General features: G+C 72.6%; 15 protein-coding genes and 3 tRNA genes. 10 read left to right on the forward strand and 8 right to left on the reverse strand.

All coding sequences use genetic code 11. The features are described 5' to 3' along the window. The first annotated feature begins 63 nt into the window (after positions 1-63). The 3 genes from IO30_RS0137550 (at position 64) to IO30_RS0137560 (ending at position 2,988) form a co-directional block, all read left to right on the forward strand. On the forward strand, positions 64-1,221 hold the full coding sequence (locus IO30_RS0137550; RefSeq protein WP_051859417.1) for a carboxylate-amine ligase: 1,158 nt from the start codon (positions 64-66) through the stop codon (positions 1,219-1,221). Positions 1,222-1,660: 439 nt separating this feature from the next. Further along, positions 1,661-2,464 carry a SigB/SigF/SigG family RNA polymerase sigma factor gene (locus tag IO30_RS0137555; protein WP_234321750.1) on the forward strand — a complete coding sequence of 268 codons (804 nt, stop codon included), beginning with the start codon at positions 1,661-1,663 and terminating at the stop codon, positions 2,462-2,464. A gap of 164 nt (positions 2,465-2,628) precedes the next feature. Continuing rightward, positions 2,629-2,988, forward strand: a complete 360-nt coding sequence (locus IO30_RS0137560) for an ANTAR domain-containing protein (protein ID WP_078904934.1) — start codon at positions 2,629-2,631, stop codon at positions 2,986-2,988. A 26-nt stretch (positions 2,989-3,014) separates the two neighbouring features. Here IO30_RS0137560 and IO30_RS46230 read toward each other — a convergent pair whose 3' ends face one another. The 4 genes from IO30_RS46230 to IO30_RS0137580 all read right to left on the reverse strand — a co-directional run bounded on the left by IO30_RS46230 (position 3,015) and on the right by IO30_RS0137580 (position 3,822). After that, positions 3,015-3,170: a DUF6131 family protein gene (locus tag IO30_RS46230; protein ID WP_167347312.1), complete on the reverse strand. Its 156-nt coding sequence runs from the start codon at positions 3,168-3,170 to the stop codon at positions 3,015-3,017. A 230-nt stretch (positions 3,171-3,400) separates the two neighbouring features. After that, a tRNA-Ile gene (locus IO30_RS0137570) sits at positions 3,401-3,474 on the reverse strand. A gap of 197 nt (positions 3,475-3,671) precedes the next feature. Continuing rightward, positions 3,672-3,744, reverse strand: a tRNA-Asn gene (locus IO30_RS0137575). A 5-nt stretch (positions 3,745-3,749) separates the two neighbouring features. Next, a tRNA-Asn gene (locus tag IO30_RS0137580) sits at positions 3,750-3,822 on the reverse strand. A 145-nt stretch (positions 3,823-3,967) separates the two neighbouring features. Between IO30_RS0137580 and IO30_RS0137585 the strand changes: the two genes are divergently transcribed. The 4 genes from IO30_RS0137585 to IO30_RS0137600 all read left to right on the forward strand — a co-directional run bounded on the left by IO30_RS0137585 (position 3,968) and on the right by IO30_RS0137600 (position 9,712). Beyond that, positions 3,968-4,270, forward strand: a complete 303-nt coding sequence (locus IO30_RS0137585) for a hypothetical protein (RefSeq protein WP_031150807.1) — start codon at positions 3,968-3,970, stop codon at positions 4,268-4,270. Between the two features lie 167 nt (positions 4,271-4,437). Beyond that, a complete protein-coding gene (locus IO30_RS0137590; protein ID WP_031150808.1) occupies positions 4,438-5,886 on the forward strand; it encodes an FGGY family carbohydrate kinase in 1,449 nt (482 codons plus the stop codon). 173 nt (positions 5,887-6,059) lie between these two features. Further along, a complete protein-coding gene (locus IO30_RS0137595) occupies positions 6,060-7,793 on the forward strand; it encodes an ABC transporter ATP-binding protein (protein WP_031150811.1) in 1,734 nt (577 codons plus the stop codon). Further along, complete coding sequence (locus tag IO30_RS0137600) at positions 7,790-9,712, forward strand: ABC transporter ATP-binding protein (protein ID WP_031150813.1); 1,923 nt, start codon at positions 7,790-7,792, stop codon at positions 9,710-9,712. The genes IO30_RS0137595 and IO30_RS0137600 overlap by 4 nt, the downstream gene beginning before the upstream one ends. An 87-nt stretch (positions 9,713-9,799) precedes the next feature. Here IO30_RS0137600 and IO30_RS0137605 read toward each other — a convergent pair whose 3' ends face one another. Then, entirely contained in the window at positions 9,800-10,843 is a 1,044-nt protein-coding gene (locus IO30_RS0137605; RefSeq protein ID WP_234321751.1) for an RNA polymerase sigma factor, read from the reverse strand. A 206-nt stretch (positions 10,844-11,049) separates the two neighbouring features. Between IO30_RS0137605 and IO30_RS0137610 the strand changes: the two genes are divergently transcribed. Both IO30_RS0137610 and IO30_RS0137615 read left to right on the forward strand, forming a co-directional pair. Further along, positions 11,050-11,631, forward strand: coding sequence for a hypothetical protein (locus IO30_RS0137610; RefSeq protein ID WP_107065132.1), 582 nt, complete (start codon positions 11,050-11,052; stop codon positions 11,629-11,631). Next, complete coding sequence (locus tag IO30_RS0137615) at positions 11,631-12,632, forward strand: nucleotidyl transferase AbiEii/AbiGii toxin family protein (RefSeq protein WP_031150819.1); 1,002 nt, start codon at positions 11,631-11,633, stop codon at positions 12,630-12,632. The genes IO30_RS0137610 and IO30_RS0137615 overlap by 1 nt, the downstream gene beginning before the upstream one ends. Here the strand turns inward: IO30_RS0137615 and IO30_RS0137620 are convergent. The 3 genes from IO30_RS0137620 to IO30_RS0137630 form a co-directional block, all read right to left on the reverse strand. After that, entirely contained in the window at positions 12,629-14,767 is a 2,139-nt protein-coding gene (locus IO30_RS0137620; protein ID WP_031150821.1) for a molybdopterin oxidoreductase family protein, read from the reverse strand. The two genes, IO30_RS0137615 and IO30_RS0137620, sit on opposite strands and share 4 nt — an antisense overlap. A gap of 218 nt (positions 14,768-14,985) precedes the next feature. Then, positions 14,986-15,756, reverse strand: a complete 771-nt coding sequence (locus tag IO30_RS0137625) for a glucose 1-dehydrogenase (protein ID WP_031150823.1) — start codon at positions 15,754-15,756, stop codon at positions 14,986-14,988. Between the two features lie 66 nt (positions 15,757-15,822). Further along, positions 15,823-16,494 carry a SanA/YdcF family protein gene (locus IO30_RS0137630; protein ID WP_373316550.1) on the reverse strand — a complete coding sequence of 224 codons (672 nt, stop codon included), beginning with the start codon at positions 16,492-16,494 and terminating at the stop codon, positions 15,823-15,825. A gap of 397 nt (positions 16,495-16,891) precedes the next feature. On the opposite strand from IO30_RS0137630, the gene IO30_RS41485 reads away from it, so the two are divergent. Beyond that, positions 16,892-17,617, forward strand: coding sequence for a sirohydrochlorin chelatase (locus IO30_RS41485; RefSeq protein ID WP_051859419.1), 726 nt, complete (start codon positions 16,892-16,894; stop codon positions 17,615-17,617). Positions 17,618-17,636: the final 19 nt, after the last annotated feature.

The following is a 17,636-nucleotide window of genomic DNA, read 5'->3' on the forward strand; positions in this document are numbered from 1 at the left end:
ACGTACGCTCCACGCCTCCCGTTCAGCTCATGATGAAAAGACTCGTATGTCCAGGGAGGCGTAGTGATCGAACCTGGCAACAGCACCACGAGCACCGGCACCGCCCAGAACACGGTGCGCACCACTCTTCCCCTCACCGTCGGTGTCGAGGAGGAATTCCTGCTCGTCGACGCCCGGACCTTCCGGGTGGTCCCGGCCGCCCCGCTCGTCCTCGCCACGGCCGCCGGGCTGCCCGGCGAGCTGCATCCCGAGGGCACCCGCTACCAGGTGGAGATATCCACCCCGGTCGCGCATTCCGCGGCCACCCTGCGCGAGGAACTCGCCGGACTGCGGCGGACCCTGGGCCGGGCGGCCCGCGCCCACGGCTGCCGGCTGCTGGCCGCACCCTCGCCGGTCGTGGCCGTGGAGGGGCCGCTGCACCTGACCGACGACGAGCCGCGCCAGCGCGAGCAGCACCGCCGCTTCGGGGCGCTCACCGACACCCTGGTCAGCTGCGGCCGCCACATCCACATCGGCACCCTCGACGTGGACACGGCGGTGGCGGTGTCCAACCGGGTCAGGCCCTGGCTGCCCACGCTGATCGCGCTGGCCGCCAACTCGCCGTTCTGGGGCGGCCGGGACACCGGTCACGCGAGCTGGCGGGCGATGGCCTGGGCGGGCTGGCCCTCCGCCGGGCTGCCCCCGCACTTCACGTCCACGGCGCACTTCCGGCGCTCGGTGCAGACCCTGCTCGGCTCCGGGGCGGCCCTGGACACCAAGATGGTCTATTGGGACCTCCGCCCGTCCGGGAACTGGCCGACGCTCGAAATCCGGGCGCCCGACATGTCCCCCGACATCGACGCGGCGATCCTCCAGGCCGAACTGGCCCGGGCCCTGGTGGCCACGGCCCTGCGGGAGATCGCGGAGCGGCGTCCGGAGCCGGCCGTACGGGACGACGTACTGCGCCTCGCGCGCTGGCGGGCGGCGCACGACGGGCTGGAGGGCTTCGGACTCGACCCGTACACGGGAACCGAACTCCCCGCGGCCGATCTCGCGGAGGCCCTGCTGGACCTCGTCGCCCCGGAGCTGGCCCAGTCCGGCGACCTCGACCACGCGGCCAGGACCATGACGGGCCTGCTGCGGAACGGGTCGGGGGCCCACCGCCAGCGCGCGGCCTTCGCCCGCCGCCAGGACCTGACGGACGTGCTGCGGCACCTGACGGAGGAGACGGAGGACTTCTGACCCCAGCCGCACCCCAGCCCACCCCGCCCGCACCTGCGCGCTCCGGCGCCGAGGGGCGGGTCCGCCATGTACGGCGGGCCCGCCCCTGCGGTCGTCCGGGCAGGTCATGGGCGGCGCGGCGCGCCGCGAACCGCCCCGCCCTTCGTGACGGGGCCCGTCCCGCAGGGGCCACCCACGTTCCCGGAGGACCCCCGGCCGCTGCGCGGGGACGCGTCGCGGCGCCGCGCACACGCGCCCCACGGATGACGGGGACACGGCGCCCGGAGGACGGTCCGCCGACTTCTGAGGGGAACCCGGTTTGGGGTCCCGTCACCGGGGAAGCCGCTCGGTGTGCTTCGGACCGGAGGCGCGCCGTGCGAGCAACCCTCGCCCCCAGCCCGCTGCCTCCTGCCCGCTCCCACGGTGAGTGTCGACCACCGAGCCAGGGAGACGCGTGCTCATGACGCACGTAGGTATGAACAGCATCCGGCGCAGGCATCCCCACGACGACAACCCGGACACCGCGGCCGCGTTCCGCCGCATCGCGTCCCTCGCGGAGGGCCCGGAGAGGTCCGCGCTGCGCCAGGAAGTGGTGTGCGCCTGGATGCCGATGGCCGCACGGCTCGCCCGGCGGTTCAGCAACGGCAGGGAGCCCCTCGAAGACCTCCGGCAGGTCGCCCAACTGGGCCTGATCAAGGCGGTTTCCCGCTTCGACCCGGATTTCGGCACCGCTTTCGAGGCCTTCGCCATCCCCACGATCGTCGGCGAGGTGAAGCGGCACTTCCGCGACAACCTCTGGGCGGTGCACGTTCCGCGACGCGTCCAGGAGCTGCGCATCCAGGTCCGCGCGGCCGACAGGGAACTCTGCCCCCCGCTCGACGGCGACGGCCCCGCGGTCTCCGAGATCGCCGCGGTGACCGGCCTGACCGAGCTGGAGGTACGGACGGGCCAGGGGGCGCTGCACAGCTTCACGACCCTGTCCATGGAAGCCGCGCACAGTCGCGCCGAGGGTGAATACCCGCTCGCGGAGACCCTCGGCCGTGCGGACCCCGGCTTCGACCTGGTCGTCGACCGGGAGGCGGTCCGGCCCCTGCTGCGGGCGCTGCCCGAGCGTGACCGCAGGCTCCTCTACCTGAGGTTCTTCTGCGAGATGAAGCAGAGCCGCATCGGCGAAGAGCTCGGCATGTCCCAGATGCACGTCTCCCGCCGGCTGAGGCGCATCTGCGCGTCCCTGCGCGATCAGGTGATGGCCGAGGCCGCCTGACCTCACGTAGTCACCGGCACCGGACGGCAGGGTCCGCCAAGGCGATGCCCGCGCCCCTCGGCCGGGGCTACGCTCCCCGGTGCGGCCCCAGCCCCTGGCAGCCAAGCCCATCCGATGAACCTGTGTCAGGCCGGACGCGATGACTGTGATGCGAGGTACGCGTGGTGCATCGAACGATCACGATCCACGAAGCGCCGAGGACCTCGACGGAGGCGGCTTCGCCGGCGGACGGTGAGCCGACCGCCGAGGTCCTCCACTTGCGTGCCGAGGTCGAGCAGTTGAGCAGGGCACTGGAGAGCCGCGCGGTGATCGACCAGGCACAGGGCATGGTCATGGCTCTGGCGCCGTGTTCCGGCGCCAGAGCCTGGGACCTGCTGGTGGACGTGTCGCAGCACCGCAACGTCAAGCTCAGGGACGTGGCTGCGGCTCTGGTCTCCAGCGCGGAGGGCGAAGCGCTCCCCGACGCACTGCAACGTGCGCTGCGCCACGCCTTCCGGCGGCTTCACACGGCCGAAGGCCGCTGACGGGGCGGTGCGATCGCCGGGGACGGCTAGTAGTAGTGCTTCCGTCCGCCGACCGAGTGCCCGACGGCTCCCAGGATCCACAGGATGATCCCGATGACGACGAGGATGAGCCCGATGGTCCACAGGATGGAGATGCTGGTCAGCCAGCCGACCACCAGCAGGATGATTCCGAGGACGATCATGGTGTCCGCCGATCTCGCGAAATGGGCAAAGCCCCTGATCTGTGGAGGTATCCAACCCTCGTGTAGGCGACTGCCCGGCCAGTGCGGTCCTACACATCCGGAGCGGCTCGATCGGCCCCGCACCCTCATCACCGGCGCGCGGGGGCACCGGGGGGCCAGCGAGGAACACCCGGGGCACAAAAAAATCGCGAGCACGCAGGTAAGAACGTTCCTGCATGCTCGCGAAGCGGTGGGGCGGGTGGGACTCGAACCCACGGCCGACGGATTATGAGTCCGCTGCTCTAACCGGCTGAGCTACCGCCCCTTCACGGCGTGGCGCGTACATGTGTGCGCGCCGTCTGCCGCAGCATAGCCGCTCATACGATCTCCTGCCTCGGATGCCTCGCATGATCGGCTTCGCCTGTTCAGAGAGACCGCGCTGAGGGCTGCCCGGTTCCAGGACGCGGGTGGAAAAGAAGAAAAAAGAAGAGGAGACCCGCTGGGGTCTCCTCTTCTCTCCTGCTCCCCCGGCTGGACTCGAACCAGCAACCCTCCGGTTAACAGCCGAATGCTCTGCCAATTGAGCTACAGGGGACCGCGCTCCCCCGACTGGACTCGAACCAGTAACCTGCCGGTTAACAGCCGGCTGCTCTGCCAATTGAGCTACAGGGGATTGCTGCGGTGCATCGAACAGCCCACCTCCGGCCTTGCCGGGGGGCGAGCGCCCGTTGCGAGTCATAGATTAGCGCAAGCAGGGGGGTGCTCCGCCAATCGGTATCGACAGCAGGCCGGGCACCACACGACGAAGGGTGACAGGCATGCGGTACAAGGTCACGTTCGCGGTCGGACTGGCCCTCGGGTACGTGCTCGGGACCCGGGCCGGACGCGAGCGGTACGAGCAGCTGAAGAAGTCCGCGCGGGAGCTCGCGCAGAACCCGGTGGTGCGCAATGCCGCCGAGAGCGCCGGGCAGAACGGGCGCGCGTTCGCGGGGAAGGCCTTCGCCGCCGTGAGCGAGAAGGTCGGCGACGCCGTCCCGGTGTCCCTGGCCGGGCGGGTGCGCGGACTGCGCGACCGGGCCGCCGGAGGCGCCGAGGACGAGTGGGGCACCAGCAACACCTGAGGTCCGCGGGGCCCGGAGCCCGGAAGGGCTCCGGGCCCCCTGGACCTGGACCACCCCTGGACCCGGACTACCGGAGTGCCGGAGTCCGCGATGCTCCCGGGGTCCTTGTGATCTCCGGGGGCTCCGGGACGGTGGAGACCGGGCTCGCGTGCGGCAGAATTCTCCGTATGGGGATAGTCGCCGGGCTGGACAGTTCTTCCGCCTTCACTCGCATAGTCGTCTGTGACACCGAAACCGGTGCCGTGCTGCGCCAGGGCTACGCGCCCCATCCGCAGCCCGCCGGGGACCCCTCCGCCGCGCATCCCCACGAGACCGATCCACAGGCCTGGCTGCTCTCGCTCGGCGAGGCCGCCGGCGGCGGGCTCCTCGAAGGGGTACAGGCCATCGGCGTGTCGGCGCAGCAGCACGGCCTGCTGCCGCTCGATGCCCAGGGCGGTCTCGTCCGCCCCGCCCTGGTCGGCAACGACAAGCGCGGGCAGGTGGCCGCGGCCGACCTCGTCGAGGCCCTCGGCGGCCGGCACGCCTGGGCGGACGCGGTGGGTTCGGTCCCGCACTCCGCGCAGCCGCTCGCCAAGCTGGCCTGGCTGGCCCGCGCCGAACCGGAGGCGGCCCGCCGGGTCGCCGTACTGCTGTCCCCCCACGACTGGCTGGTCTGGCAGCTGCTGGGCCGGCCCGCCCGCCGCACCACCGACCGGGGCGGCGCCTCCGGGACCGGGTACTGGTCGGCGGCCACCGGTTCCTGGCGCCCCGACCTGGTCGAACTGGCCCTCGGGCACCAGGCGCTGCTGCCGGAGGTGCTCGGCCCGGCCGACGCCGCCGGGACCACGCCCGAGGGGCTGCTGATCTCCGCGGGTACCGGCGAGACGATGGCCGCCGCCCTCGGACTGGGCGTCGGACCCGGCGACGCGGTGGTCTCGCTGGGTGCGTCCGGCTCCGTGATGGCCGTGCACCACGAGGCGCTGTCGGAGCCGGGCGGCCTGATCACCTCCCTCGCCGACGCGGGCGGCATGCACCTGCCCGTGGTGAACACCTCCAATGCCGTGCGGGCCCTGCGCGGCACGGCCGAGCTGCTGGGCACCGACCTGGAGGGGCTCTCCGACCTCGCACTGAAGTCGACGCCGGGCGCCCACGGCCTGGTGATGCTCCCCTACCTGGAGGGCGAGCGGACGCCGAACCTGCCGCACACCGCGGGCACCCTCACGGGGCTGCGGCGGGACTCGATGAAGCCGGAGCACCTGGCCCGGGCCGCCTTCGAGGGCATGCTGTGCGGGCTGGTGGACGCGCTCGACGTGCTGCGCTCGCGCGGGGTCGGCATCCGCCGGGTGTTCCTGCTCGGCGCGGCGGCCGGGCTGCCCGCCGTACAGGCCGCGGCGCCGGGACTGTTCGGCACGCAGATCGTGGTGCCCGAGCCGGCCGACTACGCGGCGCTGGGGGCGGCACGCCAGGCCGCGTGGGCCCTCGGGGCGCAGCACGGCACCCTCTCCCCGCACACCCCGCCGGTCTGGCCGACGCCCGCCGCCCAGGTCTTCGAGCCGGGCGAGGAGTTCCCGGCGTGGCAGGGGGTCCGTCAGCAGTACATCGCGACGCGCGAGGAGATCCACCCCGGGGCCTTCTGAGCGACGCGGCCGCCCCGCAGGCCCGAACGGGCACGGGGACGGGGAGCCTGGGTCCGCCGCTGGGCGGGGCTCCTCCTTTTGACCGGGCTTTGCGAAATCCGGTGGGGATCGGGCCGTCGTGTGGCTCAAGATGGAGGGTATTCCCCCCCGATCTTGCCCACCGGAGCCTGCGCGTGCTCATACGACTTCTGCGGACCCATCTGGGTCCGTACCGGAAACCCATCGGGCTGCTGGTCCTGCTGCAACTGCTGCAGACCAGCGCGACCCTCTACCTGCCCACGCTCAACGCGGACATCATCGACCGCGGTGTCGTCAACGGAGACACCGGCTACATCCTGCGCTTCGGCGCACTGATGCTCGGGGTGTCCCTCGTCCAGCTGATCTGCAACGCGGGGGCCGTCTACTACGGCGCCCGCACGGCGGCGGCCCTGGGCCGCGACGTCCGCGGCGCGGTCTTCGACCGGGTGCAGAGCTTCTCCGCGCGGGAGCTCGGACAGTTCGGCGCCCCGTCGCTGATCACCCGCACGACGAACGACGTCCAGCAGGTCCAGACGCTGGTGCTGATGGCCTTCACCCTGATGGTCGCGGCTCCGATCATGTGCGTGGGCGGCATCCTCATGGCGCTCTCGCTCGACGTGCAGCTGTCGAGCGTCCTGCTCGCCGTGGTCCCCGTCCTCGGGGTGTCCGTCGGCGCCATCGTCTTCCGGACGCGGCCGCTGTTCCGCAAGATGCAGGAGCGGCTGGACACCGTGAACCGGGTCCTGCGCGAGCAGATCACCGGCAACCGGGTGATCCGCGCCTTCGTCCGCGACGGGTACGAGAAGGAGCGCTTCCGGGAGGCCAACGCCGACCTGACCGGGGTGTCGCTGGCCGCCGGGAAGCTCCTCGCACTGATGTTCCCCACGGTCATCGTGGTCGTGAACATCTCCAGCGTCGCCGTCATCTGGTTCGGAGCGATGCGCGTGGACAGCGGCGGCATGGAGATCGGCCAGCTGACGGCCTTCCTCGCCTACCTGCTGCAGATCGTCATGGCCGTGATGATGGCCACCTTCATGTTCATGATGGTGCCGCGCGCCGAGGTGTGCGCCGAGCGCATCCAGGAGGTCCTGGACACCGCGTCGAGCGTGGTCCCGCCCGCCGAGCCGGTGCGCGAACTCGCCCGGCGCGGGCAGCTGGAGCTGCGCGGCGCCGACTTCCGCTACCCGGGCGCCGAGGCGCCGGTGCTGCGCGGAGTGGACCTGGTGGCCCGCCCCGGCGAGACCACCGCGGTGATCGGCTCCACCGGGAGCGGCAAGTCCACCCTGCTGGGCCTGGTCCCGCGGCTGTTCGACGCGACCGGCGGCGAGGTGCTCGTCGACGGGGAGGACGTCCGGCGGCTCGATCCGGAACTCCTGGCCAGAACGGTCGGCATGGTCCCGCAGAAGCCGTACCTGTTCTCCGGGACGGTGGCCTCCAACCTGCGCTACGGGCGCCCGGAGGCGACCGACGCGGAGCTGTGGCGGGCCCTGGAGGTGGCCCAGGCGAAGGAGTTCGTCACCGCGCTGGAGGGCGGGCTGGACGCTCCGGTCTCGCAGGGCGGCACGAACGTCTCCGGCGGCCAGCGCCAGCGCCTGGCGATCGCCCGGACGCTGGTGCAGCGCCCCGAGATCTACCTCTTCGACGACTCCTTCTCGGCCCTGGACTACGCGACGGACGCGGCGCTGCGCGCGGCGCTCGCCCAGGAGACCGGGGACGCGACCGTGGTCATCGTCGCCCAGCGGGTGTCGACCATCCGCGACGCCGACCGGATCGTGGTCCTGGACGAGGGCCGGGTCGTCGGCGTGGGCCGGCACCACGAGCTGATGGACGGCAACGAGACCTACCGGGAGATCGTGCTCTCCCAGCTGACGGAGGCGGAGGCCGCATGAGCGGGCCCGGAGGACGGATGATGGCGGGACCGGCCCAACGGTCCCTGGACTTCAAGGGCTCGGGCAAACGGCTGCTGGGCCAGCTCGCCGAGGACCGGCTCAAGCTGTGGGGCATGGTCGTCGCCGTCGTCGGCAGCGTCACCTTCACCGTGATGGGTCCCAAGATCCTCGGCCAGGCCACCGACCTGGTCTTCGCGGGGATCGTGGGCCGGGAGATGCCGGCCGGGATCACCAAGCAGCAGGCGCTGGACGGGCTGCGCGCCGACGGCAAGGGCGGCATGGCGGACATGCTGTCCGGCACCGACTTCACCCCGGGCCAGGGCATCGACTTCGGTGCGGTCGGGGTCGTGGCGATCTGGGCGCTGGTCGTCTTCACCCTGGCCGGCCTGCTCATGCTGGTCGCGACGCGGCTGTCGAACCACGTCATGAACGGCACCGTGTACCGGATGCGCGAGGAGCTCCAGGCGAAGCTGTCGCGGCTGCCGCTGTCGTACTTCGACCAGCAGAAGCGCGGTGAGGTGCTCAGCCGCGCCACCAACGACATCGACAACATCGGGCAGACGCTCCAGCAGACGATGGGCCAGCTGCTGAACTCGCTGCTGACCATCGTCGGCGTGCTGGCGATGATGTTCTGGATCTCGCCGCTGCTGGCGCTCGTCGCGCTGGTGACCGTACCGGTGTCGGTCTTCGTCGCGGCGAAGATCGGCAAGAGGTCGCAGCCGCACTTCGTGGCCCAGTGGAAGAGCACCGGCACCCTCAACGCGCACATCGAGGAGATGTACTCGGGCCACACGGTGGTCAAGGTCTTCGGGCGGCAGAAGGAGTCCGCGGAGCTGTTCGCCGAGCAGAACGAGGCGCTGTTCCGGGCCTCCTTCAAGGCGCAGCTGGTCAGTGGCCTCATGCAGCCGGTGATGGCCTTCCTGTCGAACATCAACTACGTGCTGGTGGCGGTCGTCGGCGGACTGCGGGTCGCCTCGGGCACCCTGTCGATCGGTGACGTGCAGGCCTTCATCCAGTACTCGCGGCAGTTCTCGATGCCGCTGACGCAGGTGGCCTCGATGGCGAACCTGGTGCAGTCGGGCGTCGCCTCGGCGGAGCGGGTCTACGAGCTGCTCGACGCGCCGGAGCAGGAACCGGACGTCGAGGTCCCGGAGCGTCCCGAGGCGGTGCGCGGCCGGGTCACGCTCGACAAGGTGGCCTTCCGCTACGAGCCGGACAGGCCGCTCATCGAGAACCTGTCGCTGGACGTGGAGCCGGGCCAGACGGTCGCGATCGTCGGCCCGACGGGGGCGGGCAAGACCACCCTGGTCAATCTGCTGATGCGGTTCTACGAGGTCACGGGCGGGGAGATCGCCCTCGACGGGGTGGACATCGCGAAGATGACGCGCGAGGACCTGCGCCGCGGCATCGGCATGGTGCTCCAGGACACCTGGCTGTTCGGCGGCACGATCGCGCAGAACATCGCCTACGGGGCCTCGCGCGAGGTCACGCGCGCCGAGATCGAGGAGGCGGCCAGGGCCGCACACGCGGACCGCTTCATCCGCACGCTGCCGGACGGCTACGACACCGTGCTGGACGACGAGGGCGCGGGGGTCAGCGCGGGCGAGAAGCAGCTGATCACGATCGCCCGGGCGTTCCTCTCGGACCCGGTGATCCTGGTGCTCGACGAGGCGACGAGCTCGGTGGACACCCGTACCGAGGTGCTGATCCAGAAGGCGATGGCGCGCCTGGCGCACGGCCGTACGTCCTTCGTCATCGCACACCGGCTGTCCACGATCCGCGACGCGGACGTGATCCTGGTCATGGAGGACGGCTCGATCGTGGAACAGGGCACGCACGCGGAGCTGCTGGCGGCGGGCGGTGCGTACGCGCGGCTGTACGCGGCGCAGTTCGCGCAGGCGGTCGCCGAGGTCGACTAGCCGGGACGGCGGCCGACGGGAGACGCCCGGAGGGGACAGCCGGGGGAACGGATCGGACGGGGGCGCCCTGCGGGGCGCCCCTCACCGTCAATCCAGATACCCCCGGAGCTGGTCGGCGAAGGCGTGGTCCCGCAGTTTGTTGAGGGTCTTGGACTCGATCTGCCGGATCCGCTCACGGGTCACGCCGAAGATCCGCCCGATCTCCTCCAGGGTGCGGGGCCGCCCGTCGGCGAGTCCGTACCGGAGCTGGACGACCTTGCGCTCCCGCTCCCCCAGCGTGGACAGCACCGCTTCCAGGTGCTCGCGCAGCAGGAAGAACGCGGCGGACTCGACGGGGGACGCCGCGTCGCCGTCCTCGATGAGGTCGCCGAGGGCCACGTCGTCCTCCTCGCCCACCGGGGCGTGCAGGGAGACCGGCTCCTGCGCGAGGCGCAGCACCTCCATGACCCGCTCGGGGGTCAGCTCCAGGTGGACGGCGACCTCCTCGGCGGTGGGTTCGTACCCGCGCTCCTGGAGCATGCGGCGCTGGACGCGGACGACGCGGTTGATCAGCTCGACGACGTGCACGGGCACGCGGATGGTCCGGGCCTGGTCGGCGAGGGCCCGGGACATCGCCTGGCGGATCCACCAGGTGGCGTAGGTCGAGAACTTGTAGCCGCGGGCGTAGTCGAACTTCTCGACGGCCCGGATGAGTCCGAGGTTCCCCTCCTGCACCAGGTCGAGCATGGTGAGCCCGCGGCCGACGTACCGCTTCGCGACGGAGACGACGAGCCGCAGGTTCGACTCGATGAGGCGGCGCTTGGCCATCCGTCCCATGACGACGAGCTTGTCGAGGTCCAGGGCCAGCTGCGAGTCGAGGTCGCAGGACCCGGCGAGCTTCTCCTCGGCGAACAGGCCCGCCTCGACGCGCCGCGCGAGGTCGACCTCCTCCACTGCCGTGAGCAGCGGGATCCTGCCTATCTCGCGCAGGTACTGCCGGAAGAGGTCGGCGGAGGGGCCCGCTCCGCTGCTGCTGTCGCTGCTGCGCCGGCGCTGTACGGGCACCGGTTCGACGAGTTCCAGCACCTCGGGCTCTTCGTCCACGGCTTCGGCCTCTGTCCCGGCCTCTTCGGCCTCCGAGGACTCGCTCACGTTCACGTTCACGGTCAGGATCTCGGTCTGCACGGGGGCGACCTCCAGGGCTCCGAGGACGGGGGCACCGCACTCAGTGTGGGGCACGACACAGGGCGGCCACGAGGGGCGTGCGAGCACTTTCTGAGTCCGGTGCGTGACCGGATGGTTACCCGCCGGGAAGAATCCCGATGCGCACCGGACGCATGTCCGAGACGATCGGCTCCATGCCTGAGTACGAGACCCACGTGACGGTGCACTGCGCGAACGGGGCGGAGCTGGAACGCCTCGACGCCTGGGCCGGGGCGCGGGAGTTGAAGGTCACCCACATCGTGCTGGCGCGGGGCCGGATGGTGTCGCAGCCGATGCTGACGCTGCGGGACCGCACGGGCCACGAGCGCCTGCTGCCCCAGCTGCGGGAGGCCGGCTTCGACCCGGTCCGGGTCAAGGTGGAGACGGTCCCCTGGACCTCGGACCGCCCGGGCCCGGGCGGCGGCTACTTCGAGCACCACCTGAAGCTCCGTCTCCCGCCGCACTACGACCGCGCGGCCCTGGAGGACCTGGCGGTACGGCACTCGGCGCACGTCTCGTGGAACGCCCGCCGGGTGCTGCCGGACGGCGGGCACGAGCGGTTCGTGACCCAACGCTGCCGGGGGGTCCCTGCGGAGCGGGCGGGGGCGGCCTGCGACGCACTGACGGCCGCGCTCGGCTCGGCGGGGTACGAAATCCACTCGGAGGAGCGGGAGTTCGTGCTGTACGACAGTGACCTGTCCGTGGACGACGGATGGATCGAGGAGGGGAACGCGTGATGAGCTCTGCCGACGAGCCGTGGAAGCCGTCGATTCCTGGCGGGCCGGACGACATCCGGGAACCCGCTGCCGACCGGAAGCGCCGCAAGACGCAGCTGCCGTCCACGCTCACCGCGGGGGTGGGTGAAGCGGCCGCGCGGCACCGCGTGTTCGATCCGGCGCTCAAGCACTTCGACGGCGCCTACCGGCCCACCGACGAGGTGGTCCCCGACCCGGCGGTGCGCGTCCGCTGGCAGGCGGCACGGCGTACGGCGCTGGCCGTGACCCTGCGGGCGGTCGCCTCGTCCGGGTGGGCCGGGTCGCTGGTACTGCGCGGCAGCATGCTGCTGTCCGGCTGGTACCCGGGGACGGCGCGCGCGCCGCACGACCTCGACTTCGTGGTGGTGCCGCAGGAGTGGCGGATCGAGGAACCCCGGACCCGCCGGATGCTGGACGCGGTCGCCTCGGCCGCCGAGCGGGCCGCCGCGGAGCACGGAGGGCTGGCCATGCCGGCCTCGGAGGCGGTCTCGGAGTACATCTGGACGTACGAACGGGTCCCGGGCCACCGGCTGGTCCTGCCGTGGTCCGCACCGGGACTGCCCGGCGGCCACGTACAGCTGGACTTCGTCTTCCACGAGGCACTGCCCGTCGCGCCCGCGCGGTCCGACGCCGCCGGCGCCGGGCTGCTCGGTGCGACGAAGGAACTCTCCCTGGCCTGGAAGCTGCTGTGGCTGGCGACCGACCTGTACCCGCAGGGCAAGGACCTCTACGACGCGGTACTGCTCGCCGAGGACTGCACCTTGCCGTACCCGCTGCTGGAAACGGTGTTCCGGCAGTCCGGCGAGTGGCAGGCCGGTGACGTCCTCGCCCCCCTGAACCTGAGCACCTTCGAGGACCTCGACCTGCGCGAATGGGCGGATTTCGCCCGGGAGTACCCGGAGATCGACGCCGGTGCGGGCGCCGGTGCGTACGTACGCCGCCTGGCCGTGGCGCTGGCGCCGACCTTCGGCGAGCGCGGCTAGGCCGGTTCGACGCGGACCGCGCAGACCTTGAACTCCGGCATGCGGGAGACCGGGTCGAGGGCCGGGTTGGTCAGGGTGTTGGCGCGGCCCTCGCCGGGCCAGTGGAAGGGCATGAAGACCGTGTCCGCGCGGATGGCGTCCGTGATGCGGGCCGGGGCCACCGCGCGGCCCCGGCGGGAGACGACGGCCAGGGGGCTGCCGTCGACCGCGCCGATGCGGGCGGCGAGACGGGGGTGGATCTCCACGAAAGGGCCGGGCGCAGCCGCGTTGAGCTCGTCCACGCGGCGGGTCTGGGCCCCGGACTGGTACTGGGCGACGACCCGGCCGGTGGTGAGCAGGACCGGGTACTGGGCGTCGGGGACCTCGGCGGCGTCCCGGTGCGAGACGGGGACGAAGCGGGCCCGGCCGTCGTCGGTGGCGAAGGCGTCGAGGAAGAGCCGGGGGGTGCCAGGGTGCGCGGCCGCGGGTTCGGGAGCCGGTCCTGCGGCCTCGGGGGACGGTTCGGCCTCGGGGAGCGGTTCGGGGCAGGGCCAGAAGACGCCCTGTTCCGTCTCGATGCGGGCGTAGGAGATGCCCGAGTAGTCCGCGGGGCCACCGGCCGAGGCGCGGCGCAGTTCTTCGAAGACCTCCTCGGGGTCGGTCGGGAAGCCCTTCTCGACGCCCAGGCGGCCGGCCAGGCCGTGCAGGACCTCCAGGTCGGTGCGGACCCCGGGCGGCGGGGTCAGGGCCCGGCGGCGCAGCAGGACGCGGCCCTCCAGGTTCGTGGTGGTGCCCGTCTCCTCCGCCCACTGGGTGACGGGCAGGACCACGTCGGCGAGGGCGGCCGTCTCGGAGAGCACCACATCGGCCACCGCGAGGAAGTCGAGCGAGCGGATGCGCTCCTCGATGTGCGCGGCGCGGGGCGCCGACACCACCGGGTTGGAGCCCATCAGCAGCAGGGCCCGGACGTCCGTGCCGAGGGCGTCGAGGAGTTCGTAGGCGCTGCGGCCCGGGCCCGGGAGGGAGTCGGGGTCCACGCCCCAGACCCCGGCGACGTGCGCCCGGGCCTCGGGGTCGGTCAGCTTGCGGTAGCCGGGGAGCTGGTCGGCCTTCTGGCCGTGCTCGCGGCCGCCCTGGCCGTTGCCCTGGCCGGTGAGGCATCCGTAGCCGGAGAGCGGGCGGCCGGCCCGGCCGGTGGCCAGGCACAGGTTGATCCAGGCGCCGACGGTGTCGGTGCCCTTGGACTGCTGCTCCGGGCCCCGTGCGGTGAGCACCATCGCGGAGGACGGCTCGCAGAACAGGGAGACCGCCTCGCGCAGCCGGGGGACGGGCACCCCGGTGATGCGTTCGACCAGCTCGGGCCAGTGGGCCATGGCGGCGGCCCGGGTCTCCTCCCAGCCGGTGGTCCGGGCCGCGATGAACTCCTCGTCCGTGCGCCCCTCCGCCACGATCAGGTGCAGCAGGCCGAGGGCGAGCGCGAGGTCGGTACCGGGGCGGGGGGCCAGGTGCAGGTCGGCCTGCTCGGCGGTACGGGTGCGGCGCGGGTCGATGACGATCAGGGTGCCGCCGTTGGCCTTGAGCTCGGTGAGGTAGCGCAGGGCGGGCGGCATGGTCTCGGCGAGGTTGGAGCCGACGAGGATCACGCAGCCGGTGCGGGGGATGTCCTCCAGCGGGAAGGGCAGTCCGCGGTCGAGGCCGAAGGCCCTCTGGTGGGCGGCGGCGGCCGAGGACATGCAGAAGCGGCCGTTGTAGTCGATCTGCGAGGTCCGCAGGGCGACCCGGGCGAACTTGCCGAGCGCGTACGCCTTCTCGTTGGTGAGTCCGCCGCCGCCGAAGACCCCGACGGCGTCCGGTCCGTGGGCGCGCCCCGTGCGGGCGAGGCCCTCGGCGACGGCGTCGAGGGCCTCCTCCCAGGTGGCCGGTTCCAGCTGCCCGGCGTGGGTGCGGACGAGCGGACCGGTCAGGCGCACCCGGGAGGAGAGCACGGCGGGTGCGGTGCGGCCCTTGCCGCACAGCGCGCCCCGGTTCACGGGGAAGTCCGCGCGTTCTTCCACCGTCACGCTGCCGCCGCCCGGTTCGGGGCGGAGGTTCATCCCGCACTGCAGCGCGCAGTACGGACAGTGCGTGGCGGTGAGGGCGGCTTCCGGGGTGTGCATGGACGCCAGCGTGGGTCTGCGGTGTTACGCCCGCCGCCGTCCCGCGTTACGACTGGGGATGTTCGGCCTCAGCGGTGCCCGCGGACCCCGGTGAGGCCGGGCGCACCGGGGGCCGGCCGACGATCTCCCCGTACACGATCCGGCCGCCGACTACGTCGAGGACCCGCATGCGGAGGGCCGTGCCCGAGCGCCGCCCGGAGGCGGGCGCCGCGGCCCGGTCACCGGCCGGTCAGGTACTTCACCGTGAGGCCCGCGGTCCAGCCGCCGTCGACCGCGAGCTCGGCTCCCGTCATGTAGGCGGCCGCGTCCGAGAGCAGGAAGGCCACGGCCGCGGCGATCTCCTCGGGGGCGCCCACGCGGCCCAGCGGGGTGCCGGGGTAGTTGCCCTCGCCCGCCTGGATGCCGATGGGTGCGGTCATCGGGGTCAGGGTCATGCCGGGGTGGACCGAGTTGACGCGGATGCCCGCTTCGGCGAGCTCGACCGCGCCGATCTTCGACAGGCCGCGCACACCCCACTTCGAGGCGCCGTACCCGGCGGTGAGCGCGAGACCGGTCAGGCCCGCCGCGGAGGAGATGTTGACGATGGAGCCGCCTCCGCCGGCCCGCAGCATCGGGATCGCAGTCTTGATGCCGATGAACACACCGACCAGGTTGATCTCCACGACCTGGCGGAAGTGCTCGACGCTCTCGTGCTCCAGGAACTGGCCGGTGGATATGCCCGCGTTGTTCACGAGGCCGTCGATGCGGCCGAACTCGGCCACGGCGTGGTCCAGGGCCGCCTGCCAGTCGCTCTCGCTCGTCACGTCGTGCCGCAGGAACCGCGCCGCGCCACCGAGCTTCGCAGCGGTATCGGCGCCCTCCGCCTCCAGGACGTCGGTGATCAGCACCTGGCCGCCGCCGTCCACGACGGCCTGTGCGGCCGCCGCGCCCAGGCCGCGGGCTCCCCCGGTGATGACGACGACCTTGCCGCTCAGATCCACAACAGCCACGGTGCACACCCCTGTTCTCGGTCCGACAGACTCGCATATGACTAATCGGCATAGCCGATGGCGCCGTCAGTCTGTCAGAGCGGCCAGCGCGCGCGACACCCCTTCCTCCTTCGGCCCCAGGAACCGCGGCGCGGGCTTGAGCGCCGCATCCACCGCCGCCTTGCCCGCCGCGAAGACCTCGCGGGCCCCGCCGTAGTACCAGGTGGCGTCGTGCACGTCGGCCACGCCGACCCCGTACGCCTCCACGCCCGCCGCCTGGCACAGGGCCACGGCCCGGCGTATGTGGAAGCCCTGGCTGATCAGGACCGCGCGGTCGACCCCGAATATCTCCTTGGCCCGGACGCACGAGTCCCAGGTGTCGAAGCCCGCGTAGTCGCTGACGATCTGCGCGTCCGGCACCCCCAGCCCGGTGAGGTAGGTGCGCATCGCGTCGGGTTCGTCGTACTCCTCGCGGCTGTTGTCGCCGGTGACCAGCACGACCTTGACCTTGCCGGTGCGGTACAGCTCGGCCGCGGCGTCGAGCCGGTCGGCCAGGTAGGGGGTGGGCCGCCCCTGCCACAGGCCCGCCCCGAACACGACGGCCACCTCCGCCGGGGGCGCCGTGGCCGTGGTCCGCAGCCGGTCCGCCGCCGTCGCGTGCGTCCAGGCCGACGGCAGCAGCGCGAGCACGCAGCCGGCCATCACGGTCTGCACGGCCCGGCGCCTGCCCCGCACGCTCCGCAGCGCCCGGCCCCGCATCCAGCCCGGCACCCGCCCCGGCACCCGCTTCGGCATCCGCTTCGCCGTACGCCCCGCCGTCCACTTCGGCATCTTCATGACTCCCCCTCGCGCCCCGCGCCTCACACGTCGTTCGCACACATTGACGAACCGCCCCCGGCCGCCAGTTCCGCCCCCGCCACCTTTCACCCGTACGAATGATCGAGTGAGGTCCCGGTAAACACACGTCACCCGGCCGCAACGCCCAGGCAACCTCCGGCGCGCAGGATCGGTCCATGACGGAGCCGGTGCACCCTCCCGAACTGCTCTCCCTGCCCCTCGACACCGCGGCCGAACTGCTGACCCGGTTCACCGCCCAGCTCGGCACGCAGCTCAGCGGGCTGCGCCCGCCCCGCGCCCGCCACCACGGAGCCGCCCCATGCACCCCACCCTCGTCGCCGTGGCCCACGGCAGCCGCGACCCGCGCGCCCTGCTCACCGCGGGAGCCCTTCTGGAACGGGTCCGCGAGCTCCGCCCCCGGCTCGACGTCCGGCTCGGGCACATCGAGCTGAACCAGCCCCTCCTCCCCGACACCCTGCGCGCGGCCTCGGGTGCGGCGGTGCTCGTACCGCTGCTGCTCGGGCGCGGTCACCACGTCAAGCGCGACCTCCCCGCGGCGGCCGCCCGGGCCACGCACCTCAGGACCTCCGTCGCCGCCCCCCTCGGCCCGCACCCGCTGCTCGTCGAGGCCCTGTACGAACGGCTCCTGGAGGCCGGCTGGGGCTCGGCCGGGACCGGGCGTCCTGCGGTGGTCCTCGCGGCGGCCGGGTCCCGCGACCCCGATTCCGCCACCGACACCCGCCGCACGGCCGCGCTGCTGTCCGAACGGCTGGGCGGGGTGCCGGTCGTCGCCGCCTACGCCTCCGGAAGCGGACCCACCGTGCCCGAGGCCGTCCGCGCGCTGGCCGCGCGCGGCCGGCACCGGGCCGCGGTCGCCTCGTACTTCGCCTGCCCCGGCCGGTTCGCCTCGCAGTGCGCCGCCGCAGCGCCCGGCCCGGCCGCCGCCCCGCTCGGCGCCCACCCGGCGCTGGCCCGCCTCGTCCTCCAGCGCTACGACGAGGCCCTCGCGCTGCGCTCCGCCCATCGGGAACTGGCCACTGCCTGAGCAGCGTGTTCGGTCGGAT

The sequence above is a fragment of the Streptomyces xanthophaeus genome (genome assembly GCF_000725805.1).
GTDB classification, from domain to species: Bacteria; Actinomycetota; Actinomycetes; order Streptomycetales; family Streptomycetaceae; genus Streptomyces; species Streptomyces xanthophaeus.

What these genes read in the sequence shown, in the direction of transcription:
- IO30_RS0137555 (WP_234321750.1), top strand. Translation starts at nt 1,661, where the DNA reads ATGACGCACGTAGGTATGAACAGCATCCGGCGCAGGCATCCCCACGAC.
- IO30_RS41485 (WP_051859419.1), top strand. Translation starts at nt 16,892, where the DNA reads ATGCACCCCACCCTCGTCGCCGTGGCCCACGGCAGCCGCGACCCGCGC.
- IO30_RS0137630 (WP_373316550.1), bottom strand. Translation starts at nt 16,494, where the DNA reads ATGCGGGGCCGGGCGCTGCGGAGCGTGCGGGGCAGGCGCCGGGCCGTG.
- IO30_RS46230 (WP_167347312.1), bottom strand. Translation starts at nt 3,170, where the DNA reads ATGATCGTCCTCGGAATCATCCTGCTGGTGGTCGGCTGGCTGACCAGC.
- IO30_RS0137590 (WP_031150808.1), top strand. Translation starts at nt 4,438, where the DNA reads ATGGGGATAGTCGCCGGGCTGGACAGTTCTTCCGCCTTCACTCGCATA.
- IO30_RS0137600 (WP_031150813.1), top strand. Translation starts at nt 7,790, where the DNA reads ATGAGCGGGCCCGGAGGACGGATGATGGCGGGACCGGCCCAACGGTCC.
- IO30_RS0137585 (WP_031150807.1), top strand. Translation starts at nt 3,968, where the DNA reads ATGCGGTACAAGGTCACGTTCGCGGTCGGACTGGCCCTCGGGTACGTG.
- IO30_RS0137615 (WP_031150819.1), top strand. Translation starts at nt 11,631, where the DNA reads ATGAGCTCTGCCGACGAGCCGTGGAAGCCGTCGATTCCTGGCGGGCCG.
- IO30_RS0137610 (WP_107065132.1), top strand. Translation starts at nt 11,050, where the DNA reads ATGCCTGAGTACGAGACCCACGTGACGGTGCACTGCGCGAACGGGGCG.
- IO30_RS0137620 (WP_031150821.1), bottom strand. Translation starts at nt 14,767, where the DNA reads ATGCACACCCCGGAAGCCGCCCTCACCGCCACGCACTGTCCGTACTGC.